This is a genomic window from Devosia sp. Z6_126, from assembly GCF_058133495.1.
In genome coordinates, this window is the sequence record NZ_JBYUNO010000006.1 from 1 (window position 1) to 22,330 (window position 22,330).

Consider the following 22,330-nt stretch of genomic DNA (forward strand, 5'->3'; position numbering starts at 1 on the left):
GCAATGGACCGGCAGAAATTTCGAGCGAGTTTAATCGCGCGAGGCTGCCGAGGGTTGCTTGAAAGCCTTCAAGCGGCTGATTCAACAATGGGGGCCTACGGCTCTGCAGGCCGCGGCGCTTCTCGACGTGTCAAAGGGGCACCTGGGAGCGCATGAAGCAGGAGGGTAAGTGCAAGCCCTCAGCCAGGATCAAGTCACCCGGTCTCCGCAATGCTCGGCATCTACAAGGGGCTTCATCTGTTGATCGCCCATGACATGGCGGATCGCTGGCCCGGATTGCACAACAAAGGCACCGTACTGGGGATGAGCCCAATCGACTCCATGCTCAAAGGCGGAATCCTCCAAATGTTGCGGGCTCGGTGCTATCTCCAGGCCGCCACACGGGGTTGTGATCGGCGTTGGACGGTTGGCCGGTCGTCACAGAGGCTTTTCCCAAGATCATCCAACTGATGAGGACGGCGCGGCTGTGTTGAAGCCGCTTGTCTAGGGCGAGGATGATGATTTTGCCACGCCCAGATCGCAGTGCCCGCTGCCGCTTGGTCTGGAGGGGCAATCCAGAACCAGCGATCGAAGGGTCGCTGTAATGGCTCCGAAACTGACTCCAGGTGGCTATATCGAAGGGCAGGGTAGGGGCCGGAAGCAGACCGGCAGCTTTTGGGCATTGAGGGTGGGATAGCGGCCATCGTTCAGCCGGCTCCTTAGTGGCAGCTGCCGACCCCATTGCTGCCACTGGGGCACAGCTTCCACTGAACCAAAAGCGGTCGTCACAAGCGACAATCATGTCGCTTGTGACGTGTTGCGATGTCAGTGCCCCAAGACTTTCTCCCTGGCACCTGGCTGATCGTGGACGGCAAGCTTGTCCATAGTGGTGGCGCTGGCGTCATTCATGCCTATCACCTCGACCACCGCACCGGCTCGCCGGAACTTGAGCACGGCCATGTCGATAGCGTTTACGCCGGTCAGGTCCCAAAGGTGAGCGGTGGTGAGATCGAGACGGACCTGCTCCACACTCTCTTCGAAGTCCATGGCGGCCAAGAAGTCCTCGGCGCTGGCGAAGAACAGCTGCCCTTCCAAGCGATAGGTGCGGATACCGTCTTCCAACGTGGATGTGACACGAAAGATCTGGGAGACCTTCCAGGCGAAGAAGATGCCCGACAGCAGCACGCCGACACCGACACCGAGCGCCAGGTTGTGCGTGCCGACGACGGTCAGGACCGTCGCGAGCATGACTATGCTGGAGCGACGGGGATGATGGACGAGATCGCGCAGAGAAGACCAGCTGAAGGTGCCGATCGAGACCATGATCATGATGGCGACGAGTGCAGGCATTGGGATCAGGCCGACCCAGTCGCCAAGGACCAGGAGCATGAACAGCAGAATGGCTCCTGCAGCGAAGGTCGAGAGGCGCGTGCGCCCGCCGGACTTCACGTTGATCACCGATTGACCGATCATGGCGCAGCCGGCCATGCCACCGAAGAAGCCTGACGCGATGTTGGCGATGCCTTGGCCGATGCTCTCACGGTTCTTGTCGCTGCCCGTGTCCGTCATCTGGTCGACGATCGAGGCGGTGAGCAGGCTTTCGAGCAGACCGACCGCAGCAACGGCGATGGATGTCGGCAGGATGATCCACAGCGTTTCCAGTGTGAACGGGATGTTGGGCATCAGCAGGGACGGCAAAGCACTCGGCAGTTCGCCCAAGTTGCCGACGATCCGGGTGTCGAGATTGAAGACGATCGCCGCGACCGTAAGAACCAGGATGCAGACCAGTGGTGACGGTATCACGCGAGTGACACGGGGGAACAGGTAGATGATCGCGAGACCTGCGGCGATCATGGCATACGATTGCCAGGAGACGCCGATGATCTCGGGCAACTGCGCCATGAAGATTAGAATAGCGAGGGCGTTGACGAAGCCGGTCATCACCGATCGGGAAACGAACCGCATGATGTAGCCGACGCGAGCGAACCCGGCTCCAACCTAGATCACGCCGGCCAAGATGGAAGCGGCCAGCAGATATTCCACGCCATGCTCGCGGACCAGGGATCCGAAGAGCACGGCAGTGGCGGCCGTCGCTGCCGAGATCATGGCGGGTCGACCGCCGGTCACGGCGATGACCATGGCGATGATCACGGAGGCGTAGAGCCCGACCTTGGGATCGACCCCGGCGATGATAGAGAAGCCAATAGCCTCCGGAATGAGAGCAAGGGCTACGACGATACCTGCAAGCAGATCGCCACGAACGTTTGAGAGCCAGTCACGGCGCAATTTTTGGATGGTTGTCATTGGGGTCCAGACGACAGGATGTTGCGGTCCGCTCGGTGCGGACGGGGACATGGTGCGTTTTCTGGAGTGTCTGGCGGATTGGCGGCCAGAAGAGCCACCCGGGGTTTCACCGGGTCCATTTGAATGATGGCTCTTTGGCCTAAATCGAGGATCAAGGCAAGTCCCGTCGGCGTGGACGTGCCATGCACATCAAAGAACAACCCCCTAAGTTGTTGACGTCCTTTCCATACATCGATAATTCTCGGTTCATGGAATCCACTCACGCTATTGAAGTCTTCGCCGCCTTATCCCAGTCCACCCGTCTGGACGTGTTCCGTTTGCTGATGGAGCACGAACCCCAAGGCCTGCCTGCAGGTGAGATCGCGCGACGCATGGACGTGCCGCAGAACACTATGTCCAGCCACCTGGCCATCCTGACTCGCGCCGGCCTGATCGAATCCGAGCGCCACAGCCGCTCAATCGTCTACCGAGCCGTCGTCGATCGCGTGCGCGAGATCGCGAGCTTTCTGGTGCAGGACTGTTGCGGCGGTCGCCCGGAACTGTGCGAACCCCTAGTCGCTGAATTCACCCCGTGCTGCTCTCCGAAGGAGACGAGCCATGTCTGACCGCGTCTACAACGTCCTATTCCTCTGCACTGGCAATTCGGCCCGCTCCATCCTGGGCGAGGCTATCCTCAACCATGTAGGCAGCGGCCGCTTCCAGGCATACTCCGCCGGTTCGACGCCGAAGGGTGCCGTGCACCCGATGACGTTGGAAACCCTCTGCAAAGTGGGAATTTCAACCGATGGCCTGCGCTCAAAAGCCTGGGACGAGTTCGCGGTGCCGGGCGGGCCCAAGATGGATTTCATCTTCACAGTTTGCGACAACGCCGCCGGCGAGACCTGCCCGATCTGGCCCGGCCAGCCGATGACCGCCCACTGGGGCATCGAAGATCCTGCAGCGGTTGACGGCCCCGAGTTTAAGCAGCGCGCCGCGTTTGAGGATGCCCTGCGGTACCTTCGCAACCGCATCGGCGCCTTCATCAACCTGCCGATCGCCAGCATCGATCGCATGGCGTTGAACTCGAGGCTTGAAGGCATCGGAGCAATGGACGGCACCACCACCAAGTCGTCGAAGGCCGCGTAGAACCATGTCCATCTTCGAACGCTACCTCACTCTCTGGGTCGCGACCTGCATCGTCGTCGGCATCGCCGCCGGGCACTTCTTTCCGGCCGTGTTCCAGGGACTGGGCTCGTTCGAGTACGCTCAGGTCAACATCCCCATGGCGGTGCTGATCTGGCTCATGGTCATCCCGATGTTGGTCCGCATCGATTTCATGAGCCTGCGCCAGGTTGGCTCTTATTGGCGTGGCATAGGCATCACTGTTTTCATCAACTGGGCCATCAAGCCGTTCTCCATGGCTCTGCTCGGCTGGCTCTTCATCGGGTGGCTGTTCCAGCCGTTGCTGCCTGAGGTGCAGATCGACAGCTACATCGCCGGTCTGATCATCCTGGCGGCAGCCCCATGCACAGCCATGGTGTTCGTGTGGTCGAACCTGGTGCGGGGAGAGCCGCATTTTACCTTGTCTCAGGTTGCGCTGAACGATGCCATCATGGTCGTCGCCTTTGCTCCCATCGTCGGCCTGCTGTTGGGACTGTCGGCAATCACCGTTCCATGGGACACTTTGTTGCTCTCGGTCGGACTCTACATCGTCGTGCCGGTTATCGCCGCGCAGCTTTATCGACGCTGGCTGCTGGCCAATGGGGGCATCGACGCCATGAACCGGGTGCTGTCCGTCCTGCAGCCTATATCAATCACCTCCTTGCTGCTGACCTTGGTCATGCTCTTTGGCTTCCAGGGCGAGCAGATCATCGCACAGCCGACCGTCATCCTGCTGCTGGCCGTCCCGATTCTGATCCAGGTCTACTTCAACTCCGGCCTCGCCTATTACCTGAACCGGGTCTCCGGAGAACAGCACTGCGTCGCTGGCCCCTCCGCGCTGATCGGTGCATCCAACTTCTTCGAACTGGCCGTGGCCGCGGCCATCGCCCTGTTCGGGTTCAACTCCGGTGCAGCCCTGGCGACGGTCGTCGGCGTCCTGGTCGAGGTGCCCGTCATGCTGTCTGTCGTCTGGATCGTGAACCGCTCCAAGGGCTGGTACGAACGCGGCCCCGCCGTACGTCACAACACCGAAACGAGGGTCACCGGATGAGCGTCACCATCTATCATAATCCTGATTGCGGAACGTCCCGCAACACACTGGCGATGATCCGCCAGTCCGGCGTCGAGCCAATTGTCGTCGAGTACCTCAAGACGCCGCCGAGCCGCGACCGTATCGTGGAGCTGGTTTCCGCCGCAGGTCTCTCGCTGCGAGATGCCTTGCGCAAGAAGGATACGCCCTTTGAGGAGCTTGGGATGGCCGATCCCGCCAAGACGGATGACGAGCTTCTGGATGCCATAGGGGCAAACCCGATCCTGCTAAACCGCCCCTTCGTGGAGACGCCGATCGGCACGCGCCTCTGCCGCCCATCAGAGGTCGTGCTCGACATCTTGGAGAACCCCGACATCGGCCCGTTCACGAAGGAAGATGGCGAAGTCATCATCGACGCCGAAGGGAAACGGCTTGTCTGATCGGCCAAATATCACCAGCGGCGCCTTCGAGGTGCCGGACTTCTCCAAGCTCAATGCCCCGGTTCTGGACCACAAGCCGCGCATCCTGATGCTCTATGGCTCACTGCGGGAGCGGTCTTACAGCAGGCTTCTGACCTTCGAGGCGCAGCGTCTTCTTGAAGCCCTCGGCGCCGAGGTCCGCATCTTTCATGCCAACGGCCTGCCGTTGCCCAACGATGCGCCCGAAAACCACCCGAAGGTGCAGGAACTCCGCGACGCCATGCTGTGGTCCGAAGGCCAGGTTTGGACTTCGCCGGAACGGCACGGAGCCATGTCTGCGGTAATGAAGTCCCAGATCGACTGGATACCCCTGCCGGGCGGCGCCATCCGCCCGACTCAGGGTCGTACCCTAGCCGTTATGCAGGTCTCTGGCGGATCGCAGTCATTCAACGCCGTGAACCAGATGCGTATCCTGGGCCGCTGGATGCGGATGGTGACCATCCCGAACCAGTCCTCGGTCGCCAAGGCCTTCCAGGAGTTTGACGAAGCCGGCCGCATGAAACCGTCGTCCTTTTACGACAGGGTGGTGGACGTCATGGAAGAGCTGGTGAAGTTCACGTTGATCAACCGCGGCGTCTCCAGCTACCTGACCTCCCGCTATAGCGAGCGCAAGGAAGCAGCAGCCAAACTCGAGGAGCGGGTCGGCCTGAAGTCGATCTAGCAGACTATGGCCGATACCCAACGCTGGTGCCATCTGGGCTCTCGGCGTTACCCGAATTCACCGAGGTCTGGCGCCGCTGTCGTCCAACAAGATCAGTAGCGGCAAGCTCGTTAGTTCGCGGAAGTTGATGTCCGTAATATTTGCGTATCATCGCAAAGCGAACAATCCGTTTTCCACCCCAAAACGAAGTGGGGTAGGGCGCTGCTAACGACCCCATTCAGACCTTCGATATGACATAGCTAAATCCCAAAAACTGCCGCTCGGCAATTTGACCGTCAAGATCGCTGACGGGGGGATAACGTAAGCGATATCTCAGCAGCGGCATGCTATCGATGAAGCGGAAATGCTGTAGGCTGTGAATATCAATGGCCACTGAACAAGGGCGCGGATGACTGAGAGTTACACCATGCTCTTAGCCTCTACGGGAAGAACGATGTCGTCGACAGAATCGAATTTGACGGATGCCGAAGCCGAGGCAGCGCGCTTGGCCGCCGTGAGGCGCTACGACATACTCGACACGCCGCCGGACGGCTCGTTCGACAGGATCACCGCGCTTGCAGCTAGCCTGTTTAACGTGCCGATCTCGATCATCAGCCTAGTCGATACGGATCGGGTCTGGTTCAAGTCCCATCACGGGCTTGATGGTGTCAAGCAGATCGGCAAAGAGCCGGGACTATGCGCATCGGCGATCGTACAGGATCAGGTCTGGGTTCTCGAGAACGCGGCGACAGACGTTCGTTCCCTGGCCAATCCACTGGTCGCCGGAGAGTTCGGTCTGAGGTTCTACGCAGGCGTTCCGCTAACCACGGCAGATGGATTCAAACTTGGCACGCTCTGCGTAATCGATCGCGAGCCACGCCCGGTCACCGAAGAACAGATCAAGCAACTTCGTCATCTTGCTTCGGTTGTCATGGACCAGATGGAACTGCGCCTGGCTGCACGAAAAGCGGTTGCAGAGCTTTCCGACGCACTCGAGACAGCTCGCATGCTCGGGCAGGAAATCGACCATCGCGTGATGAACAGCCTGCAGCTGGTTTCATCCATGCTGCAGCTCCAGGCAAGGCAGGTGGAGGGCTCGCATGCCGCCGAACAGCTTCGTGTGGCGGCTCTGAGAGTTGCGTCGGTGGCCCGGGTACACCAGCATATCTTCAAGAACCAGAGTGCCGGTTCGGTGAATGCGAAGGGTTACATTGAGAATCTCATGGCAGAGCTGCAAGGTACTTTGAACGCGGATGTGCCCATTCTGGTCGATGTACAGCCTGCCTCATTGGCGGCGGACCTGCTCGTACCTCTGGGCCTGGTCCTGAACGAGCTGGTCATCAATGCAACCAAACACGGGGGCGGTCAGATCAAGGTAAGCTTCAAAGAGCCGTCACCCGGAAGGCATAGGCTTTCGGTTGCCAACTCGGGTGACCGCCTGTCCGCGGACTTCAATCCGGCGAATACGAGTGGGCTGGGCATGAAGGTCGTCGTGGCATTGGCCCGTCAACTAGGCGGGACTCTTCAGTTCGGAACTCGGGAAGACGGAGCCGGTGCCAAGTTCTGGATCGATTTTCCAGGGCTGAAAGACACCGTTCACTGACAGGTGGAACAAGATGGCGGAGTGTAGGTAAGCATCGCTTCCCTAATCCATGCATTGTCCTAACACGCCTTGCTGGAGCACGTTATGTCAGACGACTACACGCCATTTGCCTTGGTTTCGGATGACAACGTGCTCATCCGTATGGATGCGGCGCGAATTCTCGAAGACGCCGGCTTCCGGGTCTACGAGGCCGGGGAAGTTGGCGAGGCCCTGGCGATCCTTGAGGAGTCCCACGCCAGCATCCAGTTGTTGTTCACCGATGTGGAGATGCCGCCGGGTGAACTTAACGGTTTCGACCTCGCCCGCACCTGCGCGAAGAATTGGCCGGATATCGCCATCGTGGTTTCGTCAGGTCATCTGAAACCGCAGCCCGGGGACATGCCGGACGGCGCCGTCTTCATCGGGAAGCCCTTCTCGGCAGATGTCGTCTACGACCATCTCCAGGAGATTATGCCGGACGACATCATGCCGGAGCAGCTCAAGAAGGCCGCGAAGCGCGAAAGCTGAACGGCGACGGTAAAAGAGAAAGCCGCCCGCGGTGGGGGCACACCGCCTGCGGCTTTCTTAAACCGCGCTGGAGGGGTATCGTGCGCCGTTTGGCCTGATAATGAGCGACCCGGAATTCGGTTCCTAGAGCGCGTTCAAAAGAGGCTTCTCGGTATCCGTCCCCGCGTGCCGGCTATTGTTCACCTCGCGGCCGACCCGGAAGAACTCAAGCTGGCTGTCGAGATGGTTGTCGATCAGGATCGCCTTGGCATCGTCTCCATTGGCATCGCCCGACAACCAGGCATCGTAGGCGCTCTCCTCGAGGATGACCGGCATGCGGCCATGGATATCGGCGATATGCTCGACCGCCGGCGCCGTGATGATGGTGCAACTGGTGACGCCCAAGTTGTCGTTATGGGCCCACAGAAGTGCCGCATGATCATATCGTTGATCAGCTTCTGGCGCAGCGGACTGACAGAGGTGTTGGGAAGGATCGTGGTCATCGTCGGGCTCCTGGAAATGAAGGAGCCGAATGGAACGCTGGAACGCGGGGGGTGCTCAATCAGGCGATGACTTCAGGGCCTTGCCGCCATGCCACAGCGGCCACCCTCCCGCGCCAGTGGGTTCGTTCTTCCACCTCCCCCCCGTTTCTGCCCTTCCCATAGCACCTGAAGGGCAGGGTACGGGCCGAGAGTGGACGGGCTGCTAACAGACGTTATGAAGAGATAGCTGCCGCATCCAAAAGCGAGTGACGTCAGACCCTACCGCTCCTAAGGGTCTGGTTGAGATTCAGGTCCCTCTGGATGTAGCTACTCCGACACCAACAGAACGCATGGTCATCGTGCGGTGTGAGGATGGCCCGCAAGAAGGGCCGCAAACGTGCGGCTGGTCGCCGTGGCCTGCAAACTTGCCGTTGTGCTCCATGCCATGTGGACCCATGGCACCCTCTTCTGCAACGTCGAGAAGGAGGTGCTCGCCTGACGATGTGATCGCCGACCAGGAAAAACAGCTCTTCGTTGCAGTTTGTCCGGTGCGGACGAAGGAGCCGGGGCAAAGCCGCAAATGTCTGCTGCGCATCATAGCGCGTCCAAAAGCAAGGCACCCCGACCCGATCCGATCAATGCTTGTGGCAGCTCCGGCTGGCGCTGCTATGCCGACCACGAAAAGAACCGTGACCCGCCCAGGACAAAACGCAGTGGAAGAGTAGATTGGAGCTTGACCTCAATGCCCGATTAAAGAAGCGGACATTGAAGGCGGTGCCAAGACACCCTTCGATATGACGCCTCACTGCCCAAGCACGCGTCTCGTGGCACCCGGCTGGTCATAAACAGCGCTCTCTTGTCCATGATCGTGGGTCGCGGAACAGCAGGCGCACCTGCAGTGCGAGTGGGTTACCCTGGCCCCAATGGCAATTCCTGCCCATTCTCGGTGTCCCAGCGGCACCTCACTGACCGAGCCGGCCTGCAACGCCGCACGAAGGGCCCACTGGTTTCCGTTGCAACACCGCCGAGCGTCAAGGTCCGTCTGACTTCGGGACATCCGGAAAGAACAAGTGAACGGATCCGCGCCCTGCCGTCCTTGCGGAACTGATCTGTGCGCTTTAACAAACGTTAAAGGCGGGGGCCTCAATTATGATGCTAGAGAAGATTGCCGCAGATGTCCGTCCGGCTGACGCTGTTATCATCACCATATGGCACTCAGGCGGCCGCACCGTAGCCGACCTCAACTGCAGCTGCCCAGCGGCGGAAGCTTACGCCGTAGCTGAATTCCCGCGTCCTGTTCCTGTTGCCCTGGAGCGCGCTGAGCAGCTTTGCGAACGCTTCAGGCTGCAGCGCATCTGTGTGGTACTGACCGATGATGCGCTGTGGCGGAGTGACTGGGGGCAATTGGTGTCAAGGCCTCAATAGCCCGGCTATTCAGCGCGGGCAGTACAAGGGCCCCGGTGCGGACGCACCGGGGCCCTCTTGTGAGCCAGGAGGTGAGGGAGGAGGCCCTCGGCCAAGCAACAGTCCCGCGACCCCGATGTTCCACTGCAGTTAACGTAGGTGGCGGCCGGCTAATGCCCAGCATCCTGCAAAATTGCGGTGCGTCCGGTTCACCGCAACCCGGACGAACGCTCCGGGCGAGTTCGTTCCAGGTGCAGGTAGTTCGCCCGGAAGTCCGCATAGGCCCTAAGGCGCGGAACATCCAATATCTCAATTTCCGAGGATCTGAAGGTCAGCATGCCCGACTCTCGCAGTTCCCGGAGTGTGCGGTTCACGTGCACTGTCGACAGGCCCATCGTGTCGCCCAGCTCTTCCTGGGTGATCGGCACGGTAAACTTGCCATCAGACACCAGCCCGATAGAAGCCAGCCGGAGGTGGAGTTCGCAAAAAAGATGGGCCAAGCGCTTGTTGGCCTCTCGACTGCCGATATTGACGATCCATTCGCGCAAGGTGGCTTCATCAACAAGCGTTGCCCACCACATGGCCCGCGCAAGAGCGGGTCGCTCCAACAGGCTCAGAATTGTTGAGCGTGGGATAGTTGCAACGGTACAGTCGCTCAGCGTACCAAGCGCGTGATCCATGGCCTCTAGAATGAACACGTGAAGGTCACAGAAGTCACCGGGCACAAGGTATGCCATGATCTGCCGGACCCCTTCGGGGCTCACTTTATAGCGGCAGGCAAAGCCCTCCAGGATAAGGAACACTTTGTCGGGAGCATCGTCCTCTTGGATCAAGTCAGTCCGAGCTGAAACCCTGCGCGTGTTGGCCATTGCGTCAAGCAGGGCCGAGCGGTCATCATCACCAAGTGGCGCAAAATTTTCCAGCTTCCTGATCAGAACATTGATGGGCATGGTTTTCCCGTTTAACGCGCAGGAACCAAAGCGACCCGGATGTGCTGGTACTGATGGTCCCTAACTGAACAGGCTAATCCGGTGGACGTTTGTCTTCAACCGATAGAACTGCATTTCGAGAGAGAGCTTCGCCGGGCTCAGCTGCTGTTTGTCAACGGAGCACTCGCGGCTGTTTTGGTTGAGGTCTATCCCGAAGAGCATTCCACATCGCACCCGGGCAGCATGTGGTTTGTTGAAGCGGCGTTCGGTCGCTGCAAACCGGCCAGAAGCGGCACTCTGTTCGTCACGTTGGAGGATGCTTGCACATGGGCTGGCAAATGCTTCACTGCCCTGGCGAATCAGCGCTAGGCCCGTCTGGCCATATAAGAAGGCTCAATGGACCATATGTTAAGGCCGTCCCCTTGAAGCCTGTTACAAGAGGGTAGCATTCGCCGGTCTCCGGCGCCTCGGCCGAGAGACCTGATCTCATTTGCCACAACGGGAGAAGAGCGGTGTCCAGCCTCGATCAATCCAGCACATCCAATCGCCTCCTGGCAGCTTTGGCTGCCGATGACTTTGCCCGCCTGAGCCCCTACCTGGAGCCGGTCGACCTGCCTCTGCGGTTCGTTATGACCAAAGAGGACGAGGCTATAGCCTTCGTCTACTTTCCTTCTTGCGGCATCGGCTCTGTTGTGGCCTCCTCAGAGGAGCTGGTGTCCGAGATTGGTCTTTTTGGCTGGGATGGCTTCAGCCCAGTGGAAGCAGTCCTCGGTGTGGACCGCAGCAGTCATGACGTCTTCATGCAAAGCGAGGGGGCGGGACATCGGATCAGACGTCAGGACCTGGTCGCGGCCATGGCGGAGCGTCCAGCCATCCAGATCGCCCTGCTGCGCTATGTTCACTGCTTGCACCTACAAACGGCGTTTACGGCGCTATCCAACGCCGTCCATCAAATCGATGAGCGCCTGGCTCGCTGGCTGCTGATGTGTCACGACCGTTCGGAAACCGATGAGATGAAGCTCACCCACGAGTTCCTGGCGACCATGCTTGCTGTACGGCGGCCCAGCGTGACGACGGCCCTGCATGTGCTGGAGGGCAACGGCTTCATCAGAGCTGAGCGCGGTTACATCACCATCCGCCGCCGCGAAGCCATGGAGGCGTTCGCTGCTGCGGCCTATGGCAAGCCCGAGCAGGAATATCTACGCCTGCTCGGGCCGATGCGCAGAGCAACGGCTCCAGCTGGCAGGATTATGCCACGGGCTGAATTGCAAAGCTCAGCGCCAGCTGCAACACAGCTTCGCCTTGCTCGTTCCGCACCCACATCGTGATGTTCTTTTGGGGGTCCCCGCCGGGGATAAAATCCTTGGCCAACTCGGCCATGGTCAGCGAGGCCTCATTGCGGGCCGCCTGATCATCCACCAGGTCAGAGCCGACTTCATCTCTGAACAGGGTTTTACCGTCATCGGTATCGAAAAAGTACATGGGCACGGCGCACTCTCCATCAAGGCGGGAGCGCATGCGTCTCACAGTCACCGATGCCTAGTTCTAGTTGGCGGTAATTGGGTCATTGTACCTGAATTTGCTCACGTCGCCAGCTTTGCCGTTAAAAGTGATGTGCCAGCCGAGCTGAATCCTCGGCCAGCTTGGCCGGAGGTGAGCAAACACTGGGGAGCTGATTGAATCAGTCAAGTAACAGTGGTTCGACATTCGTTTGCTCCCACCAAACTACCTGTTCAACGAGGATAATCGGCGACCGCTTTGAAAGTGATCTATGCGTGCCGGCGCTGCTCCTCAGCTTGACGATGGTGAACCATCGAAGAACCAGCAAACCATAAGGTGACAACAAGCCCGCCTTGGTCATCAACCACTGTCAGTCGCCATTCGTGACCTGAGTGCCAAAAATCAGACGTCAAGCGCGCAACGGCTTCGCTGGCCACCAGCATGGCCTCGCGTTCTGCGGCTGCGTCGTCGGGGAGTTCGCTTCCTTCAGTATCGGGTTGGTAGGAGCCATCATCGATGTGGAAGAAAAAACGAGACATGGAGCTTCCAGGTGGTAGTGGGCACGTTGAAGTACGAAGAACCACGTCCGTGAGGCGTGTAGTAGCAACAGACCACGATTCAATGAGGCCGATCCTTGGTCCACCGCAACAAACGAAACCCGGAAACGATGCTGTTCCGCCGGCGTACACACGAGGTTGTGCAGTGGAGTCCGATCTAGACCGCGCCGCTCACCTACAGCTTTTGACGGTGGTTCGATCAGCGGCTTCTTGGTGGAGGCTTTGGTAGGCAGGATCGATCAATTCTGCGGACGGCGGCCGAGAAGCCATAGAACTACACCTTGCGGCACGCGTCACTCAGCTAGGCGCTGGGGGTTCAGCTTTAAGGTGATGATGGTTCCGGCCTTATCCCAGTCGTATGAGATCGATCCCTGCAGGGGTCCAGATACGCTGCGTTCCACCAGCTTGCTGCCGTAGCCCCCTGGCCCCTCGGGTGCTTCGACCTCCGGACCACCCCTTTCCGTCCACACAATAGTCACAGTGCCATTCTGGGTCGAACACGACACGTCCAGCGTGCCGGCATCTACTGAAAGCGCGCCGTACTTCACGGAGTTGGTCGCCAGTTCATGTACGATGAGTGCTAGCGTTGTGGTGGAGGTCTCCCCAACGCTCATTCGGGGTACGGATACTCTGATGCGACCGCTGAACGCCCCCAAGTCGTCATAAGGGGCGAGCAGCACCGTAAACAGGTCACCGAGGAGCGCCGCAGCGCCCTGGTCTTGACCCGGAACGGGCCGAACCAAGTCATGCGCTCGCCTCAACGCGGTCAATCTCTGGGTGAGTTCACGAGCCATGTCGGTCACCGTCGAGGTGGAGCGAGACGTTATGGCGGTGAGACCTGCGGCGATGGCGAGCAGGTTCTTGACGCGGTGGCTCATTTCTCCAGCGAGAAGCTCCCGAGCTTCCTCAGCTTGCTTCCGACCCGTTGTGTCCATGAAAATGCCGAACATGATCCGTTCGACAATGCCTTCATCGTCGCCTTTCCCACGGGCCGATATCCACCGAATATCGTCCCCCACCATGATGCGAAAGTCGAGTTCATATGGACCGAGTATAGCTCGGGTTGCGGCGAACGCAGCCCTGACCCTGTCGCGGTCAGCGGGGTGGATATGCGCGGAGAGATCTTCAAAATTGACCTCCCGACCTTGCTCCAGCCCCCACAAGTCGTAGGCCGCCTCATCCATGGTCAACGCGTCGCTATCGACGTTCCATGACCACATTGCCACCCCCGCGGCCTCAATAGCGCGGGCAAGGTTTGTTGGTCGGTGTTGACTGGAGTTTGTTTGCTTATGGGGAGGCATTTGGCTTTTCTCTCGGTGGCGAGTTCATCAGAGTTTCTCAACATCGCCGTCATGAATAGGGCGCCGGGAAAGATTGTCGACGGCGGGTTGAATGTGCTTGTTGCCCTCTTTCGACAATTCCAACGCGGCGCAGCTGTAGTACTGAGTTCATTACCTCAACTCGTCAGTCAACTTGCCCAGCGTGAAAGAAGCGCAACAAAAGGTGCAGGCTACCGTTGAGCCACTTCCCCCGGAGGAGGTATAACATGCCCAAGGCAGTTATTTTTGATGTCGACGGAACCCTGATCGATTCCAATGACCTGCATACTCAGTGCTGGGTCCAGACCTTCGGACATTTCGGCCTCGATATCCCGTATGATCAGGTGCGCGGCCAGATTGGCAAGGGCGGTGATCAGCTCCTGCCAGCCCTGCTGCCGGCGGATCTGTTTGAGCAACAGGGTGAAGCTATTTCGAGCTTCCGCAACGATCTGTTCGAGCGCGACTTCCTCTCCCGCGTCCAACCTTTCCCAGGGGTTAAGGCGTTGTTCGAGCGTATTCAGGCCGATGGTGCCGTGATCGTGCTTGCCTCTTCGGGTCTTCAGGTCGAAGTTGATCAGCACGTGGAAATGCTCGGCATCGGCGATATCATCTCTGCTGCAACGACCTCCGATGATGCCGAAAGCTCCAAGCCCGCGCCGGACATCTTCCAAGCCGCTTTGAAGCGCCTTCCCGCGGGGGCAGCAGCCGATGTTTGGGTGGTGGGCGACACCCCCTACGACGCCGAGGCCGCCGGGAAGGCGGGTCTGCGGACCATTGGCCTGCTTTGCGGCGGCTTTCCTGAATCGCTCCTGCGCGATGCCGGCTGCACGGCGATCTTTGGGAGCCCCGAACACCTGCTCGCCAACTACGAAAATTCACCGCTCGCCAAGGATACGCCCGCCTGACCGTACCGCGCTCGGCCGCAAGCGAGGCCCCCCATTGAGGAACTACCAGTGCGCTGCGCTGATCCTTGCCCTGATCGGTCCCGGTGCTCGCTATGAGCAATCATTTCAACGCCCCGGCCTCCGTCCTCCTGTCTGCCTGGGCTTGGCATCGGCCTTTGTCCCGCGACCTGCCGTATTTGTCGGCGGAGCTGTACCCACGACAGGCGGCTGGCGCAGGCGCAGCTGATCCGTTCTGGCGTGCGGAGACAAAAAGGGCCCGTTCTGCCCTTCAAAGTTCAGCGGCAAACGGGAGGTTTGTCGTGGTGGGGCCGGTAGTAGCTTTGGAGCAAATCCAAGGCCGCAGGGTCTCGTGGGACACTAGACGGCCATGGTGCCCGGCCTGGGCTGCTCCGCCGGGAAGGTGGTCCTGGCCGCCGGATCGGCCGTGAACCACTTAGCTGGCTTGCCGCTAATCGAGAAAGTAGCGCCGCATCGGCAATCAAGTCTTATGCGCTCTCGTCCTGAACGCTCAGGAGCTTGGGAATGTGCAGGTATGTGGGATCGAAGTGAGCGAGTGCCTTCAGGCCTTCCATATCGACGATGTTTACCGTTAGGCCGCGCATCTCCACGAGGTTCTTCGCCTTGAGTTCTTGAAGTTTGCAATTGACGTAGACCGAAGGTAGTCCCAGTGCGTCCCCCAGCTCTTGCTGGCTGAGCGGGAGACCGAAGGTCTTACCGTTGGCCACACCGGCTGCCTCGAGTCGCGTAGATAACTCACACAACATATGGGCCATACGTTCCAGCCCAGTAAGACGGCCGAGCGCCAGTTCCCAGGTGCGCAAGGTGGCAGCGGTGATCAGGGTGTAGCGCCAAAACAGGTCCGCGAGAGCGGGCACAGATTTGATAGTCCGACGCAGATCATCGTGAGAGATTGCGGCAACGGTGCTCGCGGTGGTGGCGGCAACCGAAAAGTCGAGCTTGTTGATGAGCAGCGTTTGCAGGTCTGGGACGTCGCCCGGCACGTGAAAGCTGACGACCTGCCTTCTTGCGTCGGGTAGCGATTTGTAGGCGTACAGGAAGCCGCTCATCACCAGCAGGCACTCCTTGGCTTCGTCGCCTTCCCGCAAAATGTCCTGACCGCGCCAGACCTCACGCTTGCGCATCGGCAGGTGCATGAGTTCATTCCGGGCGTCCGCGGTGACCGTTCCGACACTTTCGAGGCGTCGGATGAGAATGCTTGAAAGCTGCCCCCCATCCAATGTTGCCCTCTGAGCGGAGTTGGAATCATACATTGCGGTGCTCCTCCTTTGAGAGCGCAGGGTCGGCAAGAGTTTCTGTGATGGTTCTGACTTCAGGTTCAGGGCGTGTCGTCTACATATGTAGGTCGCCGAGGCTTGCGGTCATTGCCGAATTTGCTTGCGTTGCGTTGAACGCTTAAGATGCGGTAATGCCCAACATCACAGCACCTCTGATCCGGAAACTGGAAAGCCTAGGCAAACTCACCTCTGGTGAGCGCGAGAGCATTGAAGCGATGCCGTTCACGCTGAGAAAGGTGGGGAATGGGGAGGAAATCGCCCGCGAAGGTGACGAGCCTACGCACTGCTGCCTTCTCGTTGAGGGCTTCCTGCAGCGGTACAGTGTGCTGAGCAGCGGTGTTCGCCAGATACTCTCCATCCACGTGGGCGGCGACATTCCAGATCTACAGGGACTGCATCTGCAGACCATGGATCATACACTGGCCTCGGTCGGGCCTAGTACGGTTGCTCTCCTCGCCCACGCCGACATGCTGGAGGTCCTTCGTAAAGCCCCGCGTCTAGTGGGCCTCTTCTGGCGGGACAGTCTTATCGATGCTGCCGTGGCGCGAGCTTGGATAAAGGTGCTGGGTGGTCAGGAGGCGCATGACAAGTTTGCTCACCTTCTCTGCGAGATTTATGTTCGCATGGATGTAGTGGGCCTCACCAAGGATAATTCTTGTCCGTTACCCTTGACTCAAACGCAGCTCGGCGAGGCGTTAGGGATGAGCAGTGTGCATATCTTCCGAACCCTGAAGACGCTGCGGGCTGAAGGTCTCATCGAACACAAGAAGGGGCTGCTGTTCATATTGGACTGGGCTGGCCTCAAGGCCACCGCGGAGTTTGACCCAGCATATCTGAACCTCAGAGAGCCCATAGACATTGAATGAACTACCCTGATCCCCTCAGCAGTCAGCCCGCTCGGCGCTGGCACAAGAGCCTGAAACACGTCGTGGCAAGAAAGCGGTCACTGAAGCTGCATCCTGCCTGAGGCCGAGTTCTTTCCGGTCTCGGGGACCAGTCGCACGCGATGGAACAAGCCGGTCAGGTTTTCCACTGTCGCCTGCCGCTCGGGTTCCTCGCCTGCTAGCACCCGCAGATCATCGGCGAGATGTGTGAGCTTATCAAACAGCTCATCAGCTTCGCCCTCCATGATGCCGGAGGACACAAAACTCCAGGTTTTCAGCATCTGCTTGAAGTCGGCGACCTTGCCCTGGAACGGATCGGGCTCTTCGGCGGTCGTTTGCCGCCGGCTCGGCACGAAGGCAAAGCTGCTGTCCTGGCCGCGGCTCTGGAGGGATGGCGCCGAGCGCATCGGCACGGGGTTAGGCTTGCCGTCGCTCAGATGCAGGTAAGTGGGCGTGAACTCGGCCAGCGCGGCCAGCTCGTCCCATCGATGGACCGTCAGCACCCCATTGGCAAAGTCGATCAGATTGGCAGCCCGCAGCACCATCAGCGTGCGATTGACATGCACCACCGACATGCCTGTCACTTCCGCCAGATGCCGCTGCGACAGCGGGAGGGGACAGCTATTGCCTTGGGCAATGCCGGCGGCTTGCGCCCGGGTCAGCAGCTCGCAAAAAAGATGCCCGAGCTGACCCGCCGCGTTCTTGACGCTGTTGCGCAGCAGCCAAATGCGCAGGATCGAAGCCTGCACCAGGGTTTCACGCCACATGAGCCCTTGCAGGGCGGGGAAGTGCTGGAGCAGTTCGAGGAGCTCGCGCTGCGGCACCAGCCCGACAATGGAAGGCACCAGCGCGGAAAGCCCCTGATGGGCAATCGGCATCTGCAGTGTTTCAAGTCCCGGTGCATCGCCGCGCAGGTACAAACCACTAATCTGGCGGTTGCCGCGCGAATCATCGTTGTACCGCTGCAGCACGCCATCGAGAACCACGACAATGCTGGAGGGGTGCGAGCCTGCCGAGGAGATCTCTTGATTGGCGGCGAGCCGCACGGTGGAAGCGGAAAGGGCCAGCAAGGCGTTGCGCTCGGCGCTGCCGACGGAACCGAACAAGCTGAGGTGAGCCAGCAAAGCCTCGCCGGTGGTGGGCGGGCTTGATGCGTTACGAATGAGCATGCTGCTGCAATCCTTTTGCGATGGCCCCGGCCAGCTCATCGGTAGAGAACGGTTTGGCCAACACCGGCGCATTGCCGCATTGCGCCAATACGTCGGCAGCGTTGTAGCCTGTGGTGAAAACCACCGGAATCTTTCGTTCTTGGCAGGCGGCCGCGACCTGGAGGCTGGTCGTCAAACCAAGATTGATATCGAGAAGTGCAAGGTGTGGTCGGTTAGCGTCGAGAAAGGTCAGCGCGTCAGCTTCGGAATAGAGGATCCCGTCCACAACCCAGCCGAGGTCGGCCGCCATTTCCTCGATCATCATTGCAATCAAGGGCTGGTCTTCAACAATCATCAGTCCAGCCGTGGCCGTCATTGGTGATCTCCTCAGTGAACCGGCTTAGTTAACCCCGATAAACCTGCGTCTGGATTTTGGTCTTCTACCGTACGCTTGAACGACCGTGTGAGCGCGCTGTGGCTGCTGATATTCCAGCGCGAGGCGGTAACGGGAGCTTTGCCCAGGATGGGAGCACGCTCCTCGACTTCCTGCCTGAACATGGCGCTGCGCCGGGCCAGCCGCGGGAGCCTTCGTCTTCAAGGGTATCGGTAGTTCAGCGGTGCACCCGGAACCTCTCCGGACGTGCTGAGGCTTCGCGGTCTCCAGAAAGCCATCCCTTGTTTTCACGCGACAGCGGGCGGAATCCAGGCGACCCATGTCAATCATGCTAACTTGAGCTGGAGGATATCGAACGTTACCGCTCGAGTGGAACGCGCCTTTGGGTCAGAGGGCCCTTGAGCGCCAGACCAACGGCCTCGAGAGCGATGAACAACTAACTTGTGAGCCGAAAGGGTAACCTCGACTCACACGGTGCATTTGGGTCTTGCACGTGCCGCTACACGATCAACTCTGCTGCCGGTCACTTCCGACTGCGGGGCCAACAGGGAGGGTCAGGTGAAAATCTGTATTGTGGGCGGGGGCTTCGGAGGGCTTGCTTGTGCCAAAGAGTTGGGCAGCTCCGAGCACGAGGTGGTGGTCATCGACAAGAGCAACCACAACCTTTTCCAGCCACTCCTTTATCAGGTAGCCACTGGAGCGCTTTCGCCAGCAGACATCGCTGAGCCGATCCGCAAGATCCTGAAGCGCTATCGCAACATCCAGGTGTTGCTGGGAGAGGTGAACAAGATCGAGGTTGGCAAGCACGAGGTTCATCTCCTGGACGGGACATTGGTACGTTATGACCTGCTCGTGCTCGCCACTGGCGCTCGCTACATCTACTTCGGACATGACGAGTGGGCAAAGGAAGCGCCCGGACTCAAAACGATCGACAACGCTCGCACAATCCGCGGCAGGCTGCTGCGGTCGTTCGAGCTGGCGGAATTGAGCGAAGATAAGCAGGAGCAGCAGCGTCTCACCACCACTGTGGTGATTGGCGGTGGTCCAACTGGCGTCGAGATGGCTGGCGCAATTGCCGAGTTGGGTAGGTGGACACTTAAGGACGAGTTCCGCAGCATCGATCCGTCCGAGGCCCGGGTGTTGCTGGTTGAAGGCGGGGAGAGAATTCTTGGCCAGTTTCCCGAGCACCTGGCGCAGTATGCCACTGAGCAGCTGCAGCAGCTGGGGGTTACGGTTTTGACCAAGCGCCGCGTTCGTGACGTGACCTCGAGGGGGGTCATGATTGATGCAGAGTTCGTTCCTGCCGGAACCGTTGTCTGGGGAGCAGGCGTAGGTGCCACTCCGGTAGCCGAGTGGCTCGGTATTGAACCCACTGCAGGCGGGCGCATCGAGGTGGATGAGCGCCTGGCGGTGATGAATATGGAAAATGTCTACGCCATTGGGGACATTGCCGCCTTGCAGCAGGACGGACGAATGTTGCCGGGTCTGGCGCAAGTCGCCAAGCAGCAAGGAGAGTATCTGGGGCGTGCGTTACGGCAAGGACCGGATCGAGCCGCAGGGTTTCGCTTTCGTGACCGCGGCAACACAGCAGTGATTGGCCGGCACGCTGCCATCTTCGATTTTGGGCGCTTTCAGATGAGGGGGCGGCTTGCCTGGCTGCTCTGGGCCTTTGTGCATGTCTACCTTCTGGTCAGCTTCGAAAAGAGGCTGCTTGTCAGCCTGCAGTGGCTGTGGCGGTACGCAACGAGGGCACGGGGCGTGCGGCTTATTCCTTAAGTTGCAGAAAAGCAGGCAGTCCGGATTACACCCTCTTCAGGCCGGTGAACGGCCATGCAGACCGCCAAGTAACGCGCGACTGGGGCGAAATCAGTGGCTTCCACATGTTCGACCAGTTCAAGCCAGTGCTGCCCCAGTATGCCACCGAGTCGCCGCAGGCCAATTTGGGCATTGAGGCTTCCGTTACCGACCGGCAAAGCCGCAAAGCAGTAGAGCAGGCCAGCGCCTCCGGTTCCCACCAAGGCTTCCTGTCCGCAGCCTCGAGAAGGGTGCGCCACGTTCCAGGAAGTGCCAGTTGCCAGGGTGTCAGGGCTGGACCGGTCGTGGTGTCCCACCATGGCGGACCCCTCTCCGTTCATGGTCCAATCCCTGCAAGTTTGCCCGGCGGCCATGGTTCCGTCCGCGTTCGATCCGGTGAGGATGTCGTGCTGATTGGATTCATCTCCCCGTCCGCTGACCACAGCGCCGGTTTCGGTGAGGCCAGTTTCTTTCGTGATGTTGACTGTGTCACTATGAAGTTTAACCAGATCGGCGGCGATCCCTCGGGGTAGCGCCAGGGCCGTGTCTACCCCCGGCGTGGAACAAATAGCCTCCAAGGAGGATTGGTTCTGTTTCAGATGAGGTCAGCCATGCCCAATTCTCCGAAGCACACAGAGAAGAAGAAACCCGACCCCGCCCTCGCCGACGTCGAGCCTGGTAGCGATGCCGATGCGACCCCGGTTGAGGAGCCAACCAAGACGCCTCCCAATCCAAACAAGAAACCCTCGGATCCGTAGCTAGGGCTGGCGCCTGCAAGGTGACCGGGCTTCCCCGGCTGGCACCTGGCCACGTGCACCCGAGCACCGCGTTCGCGTACGCGTACGCTGTTGAGAATGTCCTGTTCTTCGCTACTTCGCAGCGGTTTCACGATAGAACGCCTCATGGATACGAAAAAACTCACCTCGTCAAAGCTGGTTTTGCTACAGGCCTTCCGGGAAGACGAGGCGGGCAAGATGGTGCCGGCGTTCGCGCCCCGTGAGATGCGGAATGAAGCAGCGGCGTACAACGCTGCCGAGCAGCTGGTGCGATCCTATCCGGCGGTGATGGCGTGGACTCAGCTGAGAGAGGCAGGCGATGGTGAGGTTGTGCAGCGGACTGTTGTATTCCGCCACGGGGATGTTCCGGGGATGAGTGAGTGATTGATCGCAGCTCTCAACAGCGAGCGGCTGACTTGATTAGCGACAAGGGACAGAGGTAGGCGGTTGAGCCGAAAGTATCGAGTTGTGGATTGTGCCCCGGCTGAGGGTGCCGCCACGGAGTTCATCCAGAAGGCGCGCTCACCTGAGGAGGCAGCGCGGCTGTCCCTTGGCCTGGATCTGCGCCGGAACGGCGTCCCTGCAAACCTGCGCGTCAAGGTTCTATCTTGAGGCGCCTTCCGGCACGGTGTCACTCTACAGGCTCTACACCGAGAGCTCGGGTGCCACATAGATAGCGCGAAACTTCGGGGCTGAGGCGCCGGTGCCCTCAAGCACATAGGAGTTGGCCATGCCCCGTTATTTCTTCGACACGGACGATGGCACCGAGCTGTTCAGGGACGAGGAAGGCTCTGAGCTTGCGAACGACCAGGCTGCTCGTGATGAGGCGTGGTTGAGCATGGCTGAGCTTGCTAAGGAGTTCATTTCTGGTGGGGTCCCGCAGGAAGCCGCCAAAGCCGCGGGTATATCTGACCCTGACTTGCTAGCAGCCGTCTGGTTTTACCGAGAGTCGCCATGGCGTAATGCCAAATCTACCAACCGCCTCTACTTCCCGAGCTTAGGACATGTCCTTGGTTTTGATGCCTTCCAACTCGTTCCGGATTTGTTGGTTCAGCCGCTCCAGGTCATCGTGGGTGGCCGCCGCGGCTCTACCGGCCAGTATGAGGCAGGCGAGCGTCTGATCGAGCTGGCGAAGGGCACCAAGGACTTCTTCGTGATCGACGGAGCCGGCAATTATGACATGTATCACCGGCCGGACTATATTGATCAAGCGGTGGAGCAGCTTGCGCTGTTCTACGGGCAGCATCTCCCCTTACGGTGAGGACGCACGCATAGCGCCACA

The 22,330-nt window shown here is 59.6% G+C and carries 23 protein-coding genes, 1 pseudogene and 1 other annotated feature; of the genes and pseudogenes, 15 read left to right on the forward strand and 9 right to left on the reverse strand.

What is annotated here, in order from left to right:
- Positions 1-804: 804 nt before the first annotated feature.
- Positions 805-2,283, reverse strand: a pseudogene (locus tag AC3YOG_RS19150) (SulP family inorganic anion transporter).
- 64 nt (positions 2,284-2,347) lie between these two features.
- Positions 2,348-2,403, reverse strand: a sequence feature (sul1 is cis-regulatory element that is thought to sense ions involved in sulfur or methionine metabolism; They are found in Alphaproteobacteria).
- 128 nt (positions 2,404-2,531) lie between these two features.
- On the opposite strand from AC3YOG_RS19150, the gene AC3YOG_RS19155 reads away from it, so the two are divergent.
- The 7 genes from AC3YOG_RS19155 to AC3YOG_RS19185 all read left to right on the forward strand — a co-directional run bounded on the left by AC3YOG_RS19155 (position 2,532) and on the right by AC3YOG_RS19185 (position 7,682).
- Positions 2,532-2,888 carry an ArsR/SmtB family transcription factor gene (locus AC3YOG_RS19155; RefSeq protein WP_489936350.1) on the forward strand — a complete coding sequence of 119 codons (357 nt, stop codon included), beginning with the start codon at positions 2,532-2,534 and terminating at the stop codon, positions 2,886-2,888.
- Positions 2,881-3,408 carry an arsenate reductase ArsC gene (locus AC3YOG_RS19160; protein ID WP_489936252.1) on the forward strand — a complete coding sequence of 176 codons (528 nt, stop codon included), beginning with the start codon at positions 2,881-2,883 and terminating at the stop codon, positions 3,406-3,408. Before AC3YOG_RS19155 ends, AC3YOG_RS19160 begins: the two co-directional genes overlap by 8 nt.
- A gap of 4 nt (positions 3,409-3,412) precedes the next feature.
- Positions 3,413-4,474 (forward strand): ACR3 family arsenite efflux transporter, encoded by a 1,062-nt coding sequence (gene arsB / locus AC3YOG_RS19165; protein ID WP_489936253.1) that lies wholly within the window; start codon positions 3,413-3,415, stop codon positions 4,472-4,474.
- Positions 4,471-4,893 (forward strand): arsenate reductase (glutaredoxin), encoded by a 423-nt coding sequence (gene arsC / locus AC3YOG_RS19170; RefSeq protein WP_489936254.1) that lies wholly within the window; start codon positions 4,471-4,473, stop codon positions 4,891-4,893. The genes arsB and arsC overlap by 4 nt, the downstream gene beginning before the upstream one ends.
- On the forward strand, positions 4,850-5,593 hold the full coding sequence (gene arsH, locus AC3YOG_RS19175; RefSeq protein ID WP_489936255.1) for an arsenical resistance protein ArsH: 744 nt from the start codon (positions 4,850-4,852) through the stop codon (positions 5,591-5,593). Before arsC ends, arsH begins: the two co-directional genes overlap by 44 nt.
- Before the next feature lie 388 nt (positions 5,594-5,981).
- Positions 5,982-7,175, forward strand: a complete 1,194-nt coding sequence (locus AC3YOG_RS19180) for a histidine kinase dimerization/phosphoacceptor domain -containing protein (protein ID WP_127754824.1) — start codon at positions 5,982-5,984, stop codon at positions 7,173-7,175.
- Between the two features lie 84 nt (positions 7,176-7,259).
- Complete coding sequence (locus AC3YOG_RS19185) at positions 7,260-7,682, forward strand: response regulator (protein WP_127753243.1); 423 nt, start codon at positions 7,260-7,262, stop codon at positions 7,680-7,682.
- A 123-nt stretch (positions 7,683-7,805) separates the two neighbouring features.
- Here AC3YOG_RS19185 and AC3YOG_RS19190 read toward each other — a convergent pair whose 3' ends face one another.
- Together AC3YOG_RS19190 and AC3YOG_RS19195 are read right to left on the reverse strand one after the other, a co-directional pair.
- On the reverse strand, positions 7,806-8,195 hold the full coding sequence (locus AC3YOG_RS19190; RefSeq protein WP_489936351.1) for an SOS response-associated peptidase family protein: 390 nt from the start codon (positions 8,193-8,195) through the stop codon (positions 7,806-7,808).
- A gap of 1,561 nt (positions 8,196-9,756) precedes the next feature.
- On the reverse strand, positions 9,757-10,497 hold the full coding sequence (locus tag AC3YOG_RS19195) for a Crp/Fnr family transcriptional regulator (RefSeq protein WP_489936256.1): 741 nt from the start codon (positions 10,495-10,497) through the stop codon (positions 9,757-9,759).
- Between the two features lie 491 nt (positions 10,498-10,988).
- On the opposite strand from AC3YOG_RS19195, the gene AC3YOG_RS19200 reads away from it, so the two are divergent.
- Positions 10,989-11,804, forward strand: a complete 816-nt coding sequence (locus tag AC3YOG_RS19200; RefSeq protein WP_489936257.1) for a Crp/Fnr family transcriptional regulator — start codon at positions 10,989-10,991, stop codon at positions 11,802-11,804.
- Here the strand turns inward: AC3YOG_RS19200 and AC3YOG_RS19205 are convergent.
- The 3 genes from AC3YOG_RS19205 to AC3YOG_RS19215 form a co-directional block, all read right to left on the reverse strand.
- Positions 11,725-11,958 carry a DUF6894 family protein gene (locus AC3YOG_RS19205; RefSeq protein WP_489936352.1) on the reverse strand — a complete coding sequence of 78 codons (234 nt, stop codon included), beginning with the start codon at positions 11,956-11,958 and terminating at the stop codon, positions 11,725-11,727. The two genes, AC3YOG_RS19200 and AC3YOG_RS19205, sit on opposite strands and share 80 nt — an antisense overlap.
- A gap of 287 nt (positions 11,959-12,245) precedes the next feature.
- Positions 12,246-12,515: a DUF6894 family protein gene (locus tag AC3YOG_RS19210; RefSeq protein ID WP_489936258.1), complete on the reverse strand. Its 270-nt coding sequence runs from the start codon at positions 12,513-12,515 to the stop codon at positions 12,246-12,248.
- A 311-nt stretch (positions 12,516-12,826) separates the two neighbouring features.
- Positions 12,827-13,753, reverse strand: a complete 927-nt coding sequence (locus AC3YOG_RS19215) for a sensor histidine kinase (protein WP_489936259.1) — start codon at positions 13,751-13,753, stop codon at positions 12,827-12,829.
- A gap of 81 nt (positions 13,754-13,834) precedes the next feature.
- Between AC3YOG_RS19215 and AC3YOG_RS19220 the strand changes: the two genes are divergently transcribed.
- Both AC3YOG_RS19220 and AC3YOG_RS19225 read left to right on the forward strand, forming a co-directional pair.
- The gene (locus AC3YOG_RS19220) at positions 13,835-14,053 is read left to right on the forward strand and encodes a hypothetical protein (RefSeq protein ID WP_489936260.1); all 219 of its coding nucleotides are present in this window, start codon (positions 13,835-13,837) and stop codon (positions 14,051-14,053) included.
- A 26-nt stretch (positions 14,054-14,079) separates the two neighbouring features.
- A complete protein-coding gene (locus AC3YOG_RS19225) occupies positions 14,080-14,757 on the forward strand; it encodes an HAD family hydrolase (protein WP_489936261.1) in 678 nt (225 codons plus the stop codon).
- Between the two features lie 485 nt (positions 14,758-15,242).
- Here AC3YOG_RS19225 and AC3YOG_RS19230 read toward each other — a convergent pair whose 3' ends face one another.
- A complete protein-coding gene (locus tag AC3YOG_RS19230) occupies positions 15,243-16,028 on the reverse strand; it encodes a Crp/Fnr family transcriptional regulator (RefSeq protein WP_489936262.1) in 786 nt (261 codons plus the stop codon).
- Between the two features lie 155 nt (positions 16,029-16,183).
- On the opposite strand from AC3YOG_RS19230, the gene AC3YOG_RS19235 reads away from it, so the two are divergent.
- The gene (locus AC3YOG_RS19235) at positions 16,184-16,918 is read left to right on the forward strand and encodes a Crp/Fnr family transcriptional regulator (RefSeq protein WP_489936263.1); all 735 of its coding nucleotides are present in this window, start codon (positions 16,184-16,186) and stop codon (positions 16,916-16,918) included.
- Between the two features lie 77 nt (positions 16,919-16,995).
- Here AC3YOG_RS19235 and AC3YOG_RS19240 read toward each other — a convergent pair whose 3' ends face one another.
- Both AC3YOG_RS19240 and AC3YOG_RS19245 read right to left on the reverse strand, forming a co-directional pair.
- Complete coding sequence (locus AC3YOG_RS19240) at positions 16,996-18,105, reverse strand: Crp/Fnr family transcriptional regulator (protein ID WP_489936264.1); 1,110 nt, start codon at positions 18,103-18,105, stop codon at positions 16,996-16,998.
- Complete coding sequence (locus AC3YOG_RS19245) at positions 18,092-18,460, reverse strand: response regulator (RefSeq protein WP_489936265.1); 369 nt, start codon at positions 18,458-18,460, stop codon at positions 18,092-18,094. The genes AC3YOG_RS19240 and AC3YOG_RS19245 overlap by 14 nt, the downstream gene beginning before the upstream one ends.
- Positions 18,461-19,036: 576 nt before the next feature.
- Here AC3YOG_RS19245 and AC3YOG_RS19250 point away from each other — a divergent pair.
- From AC3YOG_RS19250 to AC3YOG_RS19265, 4 genes are all read left to right on the forward strand, one after another.
- Positions 19,037-20,254 carry an NAD(P)/FAD-dependent oxidoreductase gene (locus AC3YOG_RS19250; RefSeq protein WP_489936266.1) on the forward strand — a complete coding sequence of 406 codons (1,218 nt, stop codon included), beginning with the start codon at positions 19,037-19,039 and terminating at the stop codon, positions 20,252-20,254.
- A 104-nt stretch (positions 20,255-20,358) separates the two neighbouring features.
- Positions 20,359-20,805 (forward strand): hypothetical protein, encoded by a 447-nt coding sequence (locus tag AC3YOG_RS19255; RefSeq protein WP_489936267.1) that lies wholly within the window; start codon positions 20,359-20,361, stop codon positions 20,803-20,805.
- Between the two features lie 369 nt (positions 20,806-21,174).
- Positions 21,175-21,432: a hypothetical protein gene (locus AC3YOG_RS19260; RefSeq protein ID WP_489936268.1), complete on the forward strand. Its 258-nt coding sequence runs from the start codon at positions 21,175-21,177 to the stop codon at positions 21,430-21,432.
- Positions 21,433-21,778: 346 nt separating this feature from the next.
- A complete protein-coding gene (locus AC3YOG_RS19265) occupies positions 21,779-22,309 on the forward strand; it encodes a DUF6894 family protein (protein WP_489936269.1) in 531 nt (176 codons plus the stop codon).
- The last annotated feature ends 21 nt before the right edge of the window (positions 22,310-22,330 follow it).